The organism is Nocardia sp. NPDC059154 (genome assembly GCF_042755705.1).
In the GTDB taxonomy this organism is placed as follows: Bacteria; Actinomycetota; Actinomycetes; order Mycobacteriales; family Mycobacteriaceae; genus Nocardia.
Map to the genome: position 1 here is coordinate 44,751 of NZ_JBHZCS010000040.1, position 11,144 is coordinate 55,894.

General features: G+C 70.7%; 8 protein-coding genes. 3 read left to right on the forward strand and 5 right to left on the reverse strand.

The window, feature by feature from the left end:
• Positions 1 to 70: 70 nt before the first annotated feature.
• Positions 71 to 1,210, reverse strand: coding sequence for a DUF3068 domain-containing protein (locus tag ACFXN1_RS30455; RefSeq protein WP_379402904.1), 1,140 nt, complete (start codon positions 1,208 to 1,210; stop codon positions 71 to 73).
• 200 nt (positions 1,211 to 1,410) lie between these two features.
• On the opposite strand from ACFXN1_RS30455, the gene ACFXN1_RS30460 reads away from it, so the two are divergent.
• On the forward strand, positions 1,411 to 2,562 hold the full coding sequence (locus tag ACFXN1_RS30460) for an acyltransferase family protein (protein ID WP_379445338.1): 1,152 nt from the start codon (positions 1,411 to 1,413) through the stop codon (positions 2,560 to 2,562).
• Between the two features lie 37 nt (positions 2,563 to 2,599).
• Here ACFXN1_RS30460 and ACFXN1_RS30465 read toward each other — a convergent pair whose 3' ends face one another.
• The 4 genes from ACFXN1_RS30465 to ACFXN1_RS30480 all read right to left on the reverse strand — a co-directional run bounded on the left by ACFXN1_RS30465 (position 2,600) and on the right by ACFXN1_RS30480 (position 9,030).
• Positions 2,600 to 6,829, reverse strand: coding sequence for an alpha-(1->3)-arabinofuranosyltransferase (locus ACFXN1_RS30465; RefSeq protein ID WP_379445337.1), 4,230 nt, complete (start codon positions 6,827 to 6,829; stop codon positions 2,600 to 2,602).
• A 46-nt stretch (positions 6,830 to 6,875) separates the two neighbouring features.
• Complete coding sequence (locus tag ACFXN1_RS30470; protein WP_354841234.1) at positions 6,876 to 7,046, reverse strand: DUF2613 domain-containing protein; 171 nt, start codon at positions 7,044 to 7,046, stop codon at positions 6,876 to 6,878.
• Positions 7,047 to 7,280: 234 nt separating this feature from the next.
• Positions 7,281 to 8,372, reverse strand: coding sequence for an isochorismate synthase MenF (locus tag ACFXN1_RS30475; protein WP_379445335.1), 1,092 nt, complete (start codon positions 8,370 to 8,372; stop codon positions 7,281 to 7,283).
• 169 nt (positions 8,373 to 8,541) lie between these two features.
• Positions 8,542 to 9,030, reverse strand: coding sequence for a universal stress protein (locus ACFXN1_RS30480; protein ID WP_379445334.1), 489 nt, complete (start codon positions 9,028 to 9,030; stop codon positions 8,542 to 8,544).
• A gap of 233 nt (positions 9,031 to 9,263) precedes the next feature.
• Here ACFXN1_RS30480 and ACFXN1_RS30485 point away from each other — a divergent pair, with 233 nt between their 5' ends.
• Both ACFXN1_RS30485 and ACFXN1_RS30490 read left to right on the forward strand, forming a co-directional pair.
• The gene (locus ACFXN1_RS30485; RefSeq protein WP_379445333.1) at positions 9,264 to 9,704 is read left to right on the forward strand and encodes a hypothetical protein; all 441 of its coding nucleotides are present in this window, start codon (positions 9,264 to 9,266) and stop codon (positions 9,702 to 9,704) included.
• Complete coding sequence (locus ACFXN1_RS30490; protein ID WP_379445331.1) at positions 9,701 to 11,035, forward strand: ADP-ribosylglycohydrolase family protein; 1,335 nt, start codon at positions 9,701 to 9,703, stop codon at positions 11,033 to 11,035. The genes ACFXN1_RS30485 and ACFXN1_RS30490 overlap by 4 nt, the downstream gene beginning before the upstream one ends.
• Positions 11,036 to 11,144 lie beyond the last annotated feature (109 nt).

Consider the following 11,144-nt stretch of genomic DNA (forward strand, 5'->3'; position numbering starts at 1 on the left):
GGTGTTTGGGAGGGAAGGGGAGGCGCCCAACCCGGTGGCGGGGTTCTCCCCCGCGGTGAACCGGGAGCCGCTAGGGCTTCTTGTTCATATCGATCTGCTGGGTCGGGGCATCGAAGTTGCCGGGACCGCCGGACGGGGCCGGGGCGACGCGGCGGACCGGGGTGCGCCCGTTGCCGCCGTTCTTGCCGAGGAAGCCGAGCAGCAGGCCGACGATCAGGAACACCAGGGCGAGGACGCCGAGGATGATCGGCAGGACGCGGCCGTACAGCGACAGCTTGTCGATGTTGTCCTTGGCCACCGAGATCTGCGACTCGATGGTGTTCTCGTCGAACACCAGGGTCGACTTCAGGGCGGTCACCTCGGGCTTGTCACCGCTGCGGGCGTAGAACAGGTGGATCTGCTCCTGGCCCTTGATGACGGTGCCGGTCCGCGGCTCGACCCACAGGTCGCGGGTGTTGGTGTAGAAGCGCGCCATGGTGACGTCGCCGTCGCCCTCCACGCCCCACTTCTCGGCGGGCAGGGTCAGCTTGTTGGTCGGCGAGTTGGCGACGGTGGAGAGATCGGTGACCGGCACGGCCATCTGGAAGTGGTAGACCTTCAGATTGTTGATCTCGGTCTCTTCGACGTAGTTGATGTCGTAGGTCTTGCGCACGTTCAGATCGAAGTAGGGGTAGGTCTTCTTGTCCGTGCCGATCGGGAAGCGGTACTGGAGGCCGGTGTGCTGCACCGGGTCCATCACGCTCTCGCCCTTCTTGTCGACCGTCACGCCGATCGCACCGTTGGGGCCGCCGTCCACCGACTCCACCGGCTGACCGGTCTTGCGGTCCACGGTGACGCGGTCGATGGACGCGGTCAGCAGGCCGGTGTCGCCCTGCTTGTCGGTGCGGCGCAGGGTCTGACCGGCCTGGATGGTCATTTCCGAAGCGTCCGACGGGTCTTCGACGGTGAGGAAGCGCTGCGAGACGAGCGGGACGTTCTGGTCCACCTTCGCCGAGCCCGTTCCCGAGGTCAGCGACTTGGAGTCCAGCACCTCACTGGGAGCGCCGTTCTGCGGATTGGTCGCGACGGTCGTGATCTCCAGGTCCAGCGGGGTCTTCGCCAGCCGACTGACCGTATAGGTGGGGACCATGATCGCGGCGACGAGCAGCATCGCACCGAGCCCCACGAGTACGCAGGCCACCGTCCTTCTGGTACCGGCACTGAGTGCCATGCAGGTTCTCCTCGTCGTCGAACACGTGTTTCCTCCAGTACTGCGGTCGCCGCGCAGCACTCGTGAGCCCAGACACTAACAGTCCGAGCGGTCCCAGAGTGCGGCCGAGGCAGGAAAACTCCCCGAAATAGCCGCCCGGTGCAGTCGTGCGGAGGCGGCCGGGCGCTCGGACGAACGGCGACAGGGCAGACTGGGCCGCGATGACGACCACCCTGAATCCCGAGACGAACCCGATCCCGGCCGCGCCGCCCGCGGCCCGTCTGGGTCGCTTCGTTCCGGCACTCGAGGGCATGCGCGCGCTGGCGGCGCTGGGTGTCGTGCTCACCCACGTGGCCTTCCAGACCGGCGCCACCGGGCAGCCGGTGCTGGGCCGGGTGTGGGAGCGATTCGACATGGCGGTCGCGGTGTTCTTCGCGCTGTCGGGATTCCTGCTGTGGCGCCCGCACGCCGCTGCGGCCCGGGGACAGGGCCGAGCGCCGAGCGCCGGACGGTATCTACTGCATCGCGCGGCCCGCATCCTGCCCGCCTACTGGGTGGTCGTGGGCGTGGTGCTGATCCTGCTGCCCAGCGCGGCGCACACCGCGGGGTTGCGGGTATGGCTGTCGAATCTCGGTCTGCTGCAGGTGTTCGTGCCCTTCACCCTGACCGACGGTCTCACCCAGATGTGGAGCCTCTCGGTGGAAGTCGCCTTCTACCTGGTGCTTCCGCTGCTGGCGTTCGCCCTGGTCTGGTTGCGCGGGCAACGGGCGCGGCTGCGGGTGCCGGTGGTGCTGGGCCTGGGATTGCTGTGCCTGGGCTGGAATTTCCTGCCGGTGCCCACGCCCGAGGGCATTCACGCCGACAACTGGCTGCCGGGCTATCTGCCGTGGTTCGCGGCGGGCATGCTGCTGGCCGAACTCGCCGACCTGCCCGCCCCGCGCTGGCGGCGGGTGGCCGGGAACCAGTGGCTGATGTGGCCGCTCGCGTTCGTGGCCATGCTGCTGGCGGCCACCGATCTGGCGGGTCCGGCGGGTCTCGTGCACGGGCGGCCGTGGCAGTACGTCATGAAGATGGCGCTCGGCGCGGTCATCGGGTTCGGCCTGCTGGCCCCGCTGGTGCTGCGGCCCGATCGGCGGCACCGGGTGCTGGAGGGCCGGGTCGCCGCGACGCTCGGACGCTGGTCGTACGGCATCTTCATCTGGCATCTGGCCGTGCTGTCGATCATCTTCCCGGTGTTCGGCATCGTGCCGTTCCACGGGCATTTCGTGGTGGTCTACCTGCTGACCGTGGCCTTCACGCTGCCGCTGGCGGCCGCCAGCTACGCCCTCGTCGAGGAACCCGTCCGGCAGTGGACGCGCCGCCGCTTCGGTTGAGCGGCAGCATGATTCAGCGGCGCGGCGGCACTCTGGTTCAGCGGCGTGGCGGCAGCGCCGCGATCCCCACCGCGATCACCGCGACCAGCGCCGGGAACTGCACCCACAGCGAACCGCCGGCATAGCCCTCCATCGAACGCCAGGGCCCGGTCGAGAGCGCGGCCGCGGAGATGGCGGTACCGCCGGCCGCGATCGCCACCAGCGCCCGCGGCAGCACGTGCGGCCGGAGCCGGTCGGCCATCAGGCCGAACAGGGTGAGCACGAGGGCGACGGGTCCGGCGATGAGACCGGCTCCCGCGGCCAGTCCCAGCCCGGCGACGGTGCGACTGTGCCAGGTGCGCGGCGGGGTCCCATCGTCGCGGACGGGCGAGCGCGCACCCCGGAATGCCAGCACGATCAGCGGAATCAGCAACAGCAGGCCGCCGAAGATGGCCAGGCGGTACCAGCGATCGGTGGGGAAGGCGACGGTGATCGGGCCCTTGGTTCCGGCCGGCACCAGCCACGCCTGCTGCCAGCCGTTGATCACCACGGGGTGCAGCGTCGCGCCGTCCGCGGACTTGGCCTGCCATCCGACATTCGTGCTCAGCGGCAGCACCAGCACCTGCGTGCCGGCACTGCCGTTCGGATCGGCCACCGGGGCGAGCGGCGGGGTGCGGTCCAGGCGCAGTTCGTCGACGGTGAACAGTTCGGTCGGCGCGACCGCGACATCCACACGGCCGGACGGGAAGTCGAATCCGCTGTCGCTCGTCGCATCGTTCGCGTTGTTCACATCGGCCGTGCACACGGTGGCGGGCAGCGGTGCGCCGGAACGCAATTCGGCGGCGGTGCCGGTCACCGTGGTGTGCAGGGTGTGGCCTGCGGCGGCGATGGTGGGCCCGTGCGCGCAGTCGATGGTGAGGAGCCGGTCGGGATCGGCGGGTGCGGGGTAGTGGGGGCCCAGCACGTTCACCTCGGCCAGGCCGGGCGGCTGCTCCTGCGCGAAACCCAGTGCGGTGCGGTCGAGTACGCCGTCCCAGGTCTGGATGCTGACCTCGATGCGATCGGTGACGTAGGGGTGCAGGTCCACCCGGCTGATCGCGCCGGAGTCGGGATTCACGGTGCGCACCTGCGGGCCGTCGCCGAGATTCACCGAGACGGAGGTGGGGTGCGCGGGCAGATCGCCGCGCGACGGCGTCACCTCCAGGCCGGTCACCAGGGTCGGGGCCGGAAGTTCGATGGTGAGTGTGGGTTTGGGCCCTGCCGGATTACGGACGGTGGTCTCGGGCGCGGTCCAGCTGGTGCGCGGGTCCCCGTCGGTGGCCGCGAGGGCGGAGCCGCGCGGGTCGCCGACATCGGCGCGGCCGCGGGCGATGGGCCGGTCCTGATCGGTGAGCAGCGCTTCCAGCGCCGGACCGGGACGGGTGTGCACGATCAGGTCCGGGGACACGGTGACCGGCTGCGGCACCTGCAGGGTGCGTTCGAACAGGCTCGGCTCCTCGGCGGCCAGGGCCAGGCCCTTGCTGCACCGGACGCGGTCGGGGGAGTCGAAACAGGCGCTGCGGCCGGGGAATTCCTGTCCCAGGTCCCAGCCGCGCACCTGCGCGCCGGCGGGGGCGGGCGGCAGTACCGTGCGGTGCCGGATGTCCACGGTCACCGGGTTCTCGCGGTCGGCGTAGTCGTCCAGGCTCAGTTCGCTGATCCCGAATTGGCCGCCGGCGCTGCCGTCCTCGGTGTGCACGGCGGTGATCTTGATCCAGTCGGTGCGGCCCGGCGGCAGCGAGATCGCCACCGGCGTACCGGGTTCGGTGATGCGGGCCGCCACCGTGCCCTTGGCGGTCTCCGCCTCCACCCACTTCACCGGGCTGCCGATGGCGGCCGCGCTGGTGGTCAGCCGCAGCACCGCGGAACTGATCGGTTTGTCCAGATCCAGCCGGAGCCATTGCCCGACAGCGTGTTCGGCGCCATTGCTGATCCACGCGGTGGCCGGATCGCCGTCCACCACGGCCGCGGTCGAGCTGCCGGGCGCGGCACCGCCCAGCTGGGTGGCGTCACCGGCGGAACTGGAGGCGGTGATCGTCGCGCCGGACCATTCGCCCGCCACCAGCTGGGCGCCGGGCACCGGATAGTCCGGCACCAGATTGTGGGTGCGGCGGGCGTCGCCCGGGGCCCGCAGCGCCGAGTTGTGGTTGTCGACGCGGCCGAAGTCGGTCTCCCGGTCCATCGGTGTGTCGGTGATGGTGACCCCGTCCACCGGCAGTCCGGCGGTGGCGGCGTCGGCGGCCAGCACGGCCGGCCCGGCGGGCGCCGCGGGATTGCGGCGCAGCCGTTCCACCACCTCGGGACCGCCCTGGATCACCGGGACGCTGTCCAGCGGGACGGTGAACGCCCCCGGGAACGACGTCGGCGCGCCGACGCCGCTGCGCACCTGGGCGGGGGTGCCGGGCACGGTCGACCCGACGCGATAGATCTCGATCGCCGGGTATTCCGGGCGCAGATCGCCGTCCGCGACCAGGCCCTCCACCCTGGCGGTCCCGATCGGATTCCCGAACTGGGCGACCTTCGTCAATCCGGGCGAGCCGTCGAGCGCGCGGTGGGCCAGCATCGGCCGGGTGGAGCGCGAGGTCTCCGGGTCGAGGTCGTTGCGCAGCACCAGGATTCCGATGCCCTGCCCGGCCAGCGTCGCCGCCAGCCCCGCCGACGGCCGTCCGTCGGCAATGAGCCGCTGCACCGAATCCATGGCGCGGATCGCGCCGGGCGGGTTGAGCGGCACCGAATCCCGCACCGCCCACGGGGTGCTCGCCAGCGCCTGCAGGGGCTCGTCGCGGGTCAGACCCCACACCTGGCTGCCGAACGGCGCGCCCGGCACCACCAGCGCCCGGGTGTCGGAGGCGTTGTGCGCCAGCCAATCCGCAGTCTGCTGCCAGTACGCCGGGACCCGGTCGTAGCTGCCACGCGGGGCGAGCTTGCCGGTCCAGGCCAGCGAGGTCGACAGCGTCAGCGCCGTCAGGATGAGCGCGGCGACCGCCACCATGCGATCGCGCTCGGGATGCGCGAAGGCCCTGCGCCACACCGGCATCGGCACCGATGCGGGCAGCGGCACCCGGCTCAGCAGATGCGCGAGTCCCAGCACCAGCGGCAGCCGGATGAGCGGTTCCAGCTTGTGCACATTGCGCAGCGGCGCGCCGCCGGAGTCCAGGAAGACCCGGACCTGTTCCGCGAACGGCCCGCCCAGCTCACCCGCGTAACCCGCGCAGATGCCGACCAGTCCGACGATCAGGATCAGGGCGAGCCGACCGCGATTCGGCATGGACCGCATGGCCAGACCGGCCATGCCCGCCGCGGCCAGCAGGCCGGTGGCCAGCACCGCCGCGGGCTGGGTCACCAGCACCGCGCCCGCGATGCGCTCCGGGGAGACGAACGGGGTCCAGCTGTCGGTGCCGCGCAGCACCTCGCCCAGTGAGGCCCACTGCGTCGTCACGCCGGAGGATTCGATGTAGTCCAGGAACGGCGGACTCACCTTGCCCAGCAACAGCAGTGGCACCACCCACCAGAAGGTGCCCAGCACCAGCAGCGGAATCCAGGCGCGGGTGAAGCGCCACCACACTCGATTCGGCCGGTAGGACAACCACCACAGCGCCGCGGGCAGGAACGCCGCGGCCGTGGCCACCGCGTTCACCGAACCCATCAGCGCGAGCGCGAGGGCGCTGCCCGCGGGAGTCGCCATGCCACGCCGCGCGGGGCGCTTCATCGCCACGCCCAGGGCGGCGGGAGCCAGCAGCACCCAGGGCGCGAGCATCATCGGCAGCGTCTCCGAGGAGATCGAGCCGAGTGTCGTGAGCACGCGCGGCGAGAACGCGAACGCGACCGCCGCGATCACCCGCGAGCCCCGGCTGCCGATGCCGAGGGTCTCGCAGAGCCGGATGATGCCCCAGAATCCAGCGAGCAGCAGCAGCGCCCACCAGATGCGCTGGGTCACCCAGCCGGACAGGCCGAGCAGATGCCCGAGCGAGAAGAACGCGCCGTGCGGGAAGAAGTAGCCGTAGGCCTGATTCTGCACCTGCCCCATCGGGGCCTGGCTGCTCCACAGATGGGAGGCGCGGGCGAGAAAGCCCAGCGGATTCTGCGCCAGATCGTATTTCGTATCGGCGACGGTCTGCCCGGGCACCTGCAGGAAGGTCAGCAGGAAGGCGGCGATGACACTGCCGAGCAGCCAGCGGCGGCCCAGCGGGGCCGTGCCGGCAGAGTCCTGAAGTGTCGTCGGAGACCGGTCCTCGCCCGGACCGGTCACATCGGACTGTGAGTCTTCGGGTTGGCCTGGTTCGGAGGTCGTCCGGTCAGCGTGAGCCGTACTCAACGTTGTTCAATAGCGACGAGCCCGCCTCGCCGCTGCGGTCGATCTCGGGCCGCTTGTCCTGCGAAGCCGCCATTGTGATGACCAGGACCGCCGCCAGCCCGACCAGGGCTCCGCCGACAGCACTCGCTGCACCAGGAACGGCAAACTTCATCGCGGTACTCCCAACATCGGACGCACGTAACGGGAGCCAACCTAGCAGGTTTCGGGCCCGCTCCCCCGCCACCCCGAGACTTTGGCGCGCGGCTGAGAGCCGTTGGCGTTGGGCACGCGTGCCGCCGGTCGGGAGCCGAACCGATTTTGGACGTCCCCGGGGAGTTACCCCGACCGTCGCGAAATCAGTTGTCGACCTGGCATACGGATACGTCGCGTTGCTCGGTGCGTAGCGCTATTCGGGGATGGTGCAGTGCAGGCCGCCGAGGAAGGTACGGAGTTTGGCGGTGGTCTCATGGAGTTCGGTGTGCGGGTCGGAGGCGGCCACGATGCCGCCGCCGCCGAAGGCGCGCAGGGAGAGCGCGTCGGCGGCGAGTTCCGCGCAGCGGATGGCGACGAACCAGTCGCCGTCGCCGTCCGCGTCGCACCAGCCGACCGCGCCGCCGTAGAAGCCGCGGTCGCCCTCGAGGTCGGCGATGGCGTCCAGGGCCAGGGCGGTCGGGGTGCCGCAGACCGCGGGGGTGGGGTGCAGCAGGACCGCGAGGTCCAGGGCGGTGGTGGCCGGATCGCGCAGCACGCCGCGAATGGGGGTGGCCAGGTGCCAGACCTCGGGCGTGGACAGCAGTTCGGGCCCGTCGGGGATGGTCAGCTCGGCGCAGACGGGGGTCAGCAGTTCGCGGATCCAGTCGATGACGAAGGCGTGCTCGTCGCGATTCTTGGTGCTGGCCAGCAAATCCCGGGCTTGGGCCGCGTCCGCCTCCGGATCGGCGAGCCGGGGCAGGGTGCCGGCCAGCGGGTGCAGGGTGACCGCGCGGCCGTGCCGGGAGATCAGCACCTCGGGCGTCGCGCCCAGCAGCGTGTCGCCGGGGCGTCCCGCCGCCGAGAGATCGACGGCGTAGACGGCGGCCCGCGGATGCCGGGTCACCAGGTGCGCGGCGATCACCTCGGGCTCCAGCGGGGCCTGTGCCTCGGCCAGCAGCGACCGGGCCGCCACCACCTTGCGCAGCGGCTGCTCCGGATCGCCCAGCTGCTCCACGAGTCTCGTGACACGCGCGACATGCTCTGCGGCACTGGGTATTTCGGAGACGATCCGGACCTCGGGCAGGTCCGGCAGGGCGGCCGGGCGCCACGGTCCGGCGGTGTGCGCGGCCTGCTCGGGCGTCACCAGGGCGGCGGGACGGCGTGGATCGAACGGCAGCGCGCCCACGATCAGCTCGGCTGTCCCGGACCGCAGCGCCGCGCTCGCGGCGGCCGCCGAATCGAAGGCGGCGCGGGTGCCAGAGGTGCGTACGACACCGTCCGGCGTCGCGAGCAGAAATCCGTCCATGATGGTTCGACCATAGCCCCGGGGCCGGACGGCCCGGACCGGGGAGCGACGCATCTCTCACCGGGCCGCCGGGCAGGTACGGGTATTCCGGTGCGGCCCAGCATCTTTCCCGCAATGCCCCGCTCCGGCCGGGGGCGCGTGGACCCCTGCCGTCCGGGGTTTCCCGGCGTCAGGCCTGTTTTCCGGCGGGTTCGCGGCCCGGCGGCACCATGAGCACCGGGCGATGGCAGTGCTTGAGCACAGCGTCGGCGACGCTCGAATGCATGAGGGCCCGGATGCCGGTGGCTCCGCGGGTGCCCGCCACGATGATGTCCACGTTCAGCTCGTCGGCGGTCTCGACGATGGCATTCCAGATGGTGGTGGTGCACTCGGCGGTGCGCGCCTCGGCGTTCAGGCCCGCCAGCTTGGCCAGCCGCACGCCTTCGGCATTGATATTCCGGGCGTCCACCAGCGCGATGTCCTCTATTTCGTCGTCGGTCACCCACTCCGGCTGCATCACCCCGGACAGTCCCGACAACCGCGCGGCCTGGCGCACCATCGGCTCCCACGCCGTCAGCACCACGGCTCTGTCGGCGGCCAGGAACCGTCCCGCGTATTCGACGGCCCGCCGGGCATTCTCGGAGCCGTCGTAGGCAATCAGCATCAAATCGCAGGGCATGACGAACCTCCTGGTAGGAACGCCTGGCTGTACCCCGAGGCTACCCCGGAAACAGACCGTTCAGTGGACTTGGCAATCTTCGTCGCGTCGCAAGTTCTCCACAGTTCGCTCACGATTCACCCAAACCGGTGGTGCGATGCGGGGGACGGGTTTTCACTGAAAACGTCGGCTTTCGCCGACGATCGACATCGCCGTCGTTGGAGCAGGGCCCGAACGAGGGGTGGATTGTGCGGTTGGACGAGCTGACGACCCCGCAGGAGTGGGCGCGTGTATACCGCTCGCTGTTCGGTCTCCCCCACGTGCATGTGACCACACCGGGCTTCGTGGTCCTACCGCTGGTCGACACCATCGCGGCGCTGAACACCCCGGAACCGTTGGGGGCCTTGATCCTTGACGAACTGGTCAGTCGCGGTCTGGCCGGCCCGGTGCTGGTGCGCGACAAGCCGCCGCGCCGCACCTTCCTGGCGGTCTTCGACGGCTACCCGTCCGACGAATGCCTCGAGCTGCTCGAGCGCAACAGCGTCGACATCGGCCCGCATCGCAGTAATGTCATCCTGCCCACCGGATTCGGCCGTCACACCCATGAGGGCCGCTGGTGGGCGCGCGTGCCACAGCGCGAGGAATCCCTGCCCCTGCTCTCCGAGGTGGTCGCGGCCACCCAGGCGGTGTTGTGACCATAGAGTCGGCCTTCTTCGGCCACCATGAGGCCGATCCGCGCGCCCTGCTGTACTACGAGTGGTGTCAGCGCGCCGAATCTGGTTACGCGGTAGACGATTTCGCGGAGGAAGTACGCGATCTCACGCACACCGAGCAGGCGATTCCCGGGGCCTGCTGGCGGCTGCTGGATCGGGTCGAGCGGGCGCCGCGACTGCCGGACTGGCCCTACACCGAATGGGTGGACGCGCCGTGGCACGCGAATCCGGCTGACATCGAAGAGGATTCGATTCCGGGCTGGAGCGAGCCGGAGCTGCTGGACCGCATCCACGGCGGCTGGCTCGGCCGCTGTATCGGCTGCACGCTGGGCAAACCCCTGGAGAACGGCTTCGTCTGGACACCCGCACGTATCCGCGGGTATCTGGAGGCGAGCGGGGCCTATCCGCTGCGCGACTACGTCCCCGTCGCCGACCCGCTGCCGCCCGAGGCCGATGGCCGAAGAGCCTGGCACACAGCCACTCTCGGCCGTATCGACGGCTGTCCCCGCGACGACGACGTCGACTACCCGATTCTCGGTCTGCATCTGCTGGAGCAGCACGGGAGGTCGTTCACCCCCGATGACGTCGCGGCCCTCTGGCTCGAGCGCCTGCCGTTCCTGCAGACCTACACCGCCGAACGCGTCGCCTACCGCAACCTCATCGACGGTTTCGCCCCGCCCGACACCGCCACCTACCGCAACCCCTACCGCGAGTGGATCGGCGCGCTCATCCGCGCCGACATCCACGGCTACACCCACCCCGGACAACCCCGCCGCGCGGCCGCCGCGGCGGCTCGCGACGCCTCGATCTCCCACGTGGGCAATGGTTTATGGGCCGCCATGTGGTCGGGTGCGCTGATCGCCGCCGCCTTCACCGCCCCCGGCCCCGCCGCAGCGCTGGCCGTCGCGCACTCGGTCATCCCCGCCCGCTCCCGCCTGGCACTGGCCCTGGCCGAGGTCACCGACGACCACCGCGGCGGCATGTCCTGGGACCGGGCCGTGACCGCCATCCACACCCGCCACGCCCACTACAACTGGGTCCACGCCATCGGCAACGCCTGCCTCATCGCTGCCGGATTGCTCTGGGGCGAAGGTGATTTCACCCGGACCGTCGCCCTCACCGTCCAGGGCGGCTGGGATACCGACTCCAACGGCGCGACCGCCGGCTCGGTGGCGGGCATCCTCACCGGAGCCGCCGCCATCCCCGCCCACTGGACCGCGCCGTTCCACGACACCGTCCACAGCTCGGTCACCGGCTACGGCAGAACCCGCATCTCCGACCTGGCCCGCCGCACGCTGAATCTGGTGCGCTGACACCGAATCGGGTCGTGGCGGTGGTCCCCGACAGCGGCGAGGGGGGGGGGGGGGGGGTGGGTGGCTCGGGCGCAAGACGCACACAACAAAAAAAAAAGGGGGCGGGAAA

Excerpts from the sequence above, each read along its gene's own strand:
- ACFXN1_RS30455 (WP_379402904.1), bottom strand. The coding sequence starts at position 1,210 with ATGGCACTCAGTGCCGGTACCAGAAGGACGGTGGCCTGCGTACTCGTG.
- ACFXN1_RS30460 (WP_379445338.1), top strand. The coding sequence starts at position 1,411 with ATGACGACCACCCTGAATCCCGAGACGAACCCGATCCCGGCCGCGCCG.
- ACFXN1_RS30470 (WP_354841234.1), bottom strand. The coding sequence starts at position 7,046 with ATGAAGTTTGCCGTTCCTGGTGCAGCGAGTGCTGTCGGCGGAGCCCTG.
- ACFXN1_RS30475 (WP_379445335.1), bottom strand. The coding sequence starts at position 8,372 with ATGGACGGATTTCTGCTCGCGACGCCGGACGGTGTCGTACGCACCTCT.
- ACFXN1_RS30480 (WP_379445334.1), bottom strand. The coding sequence starts at position 9,030 with ATGCCCTGCGATTTGATGCTGATTGCCTACGACGGCTCCGAGAATGCC.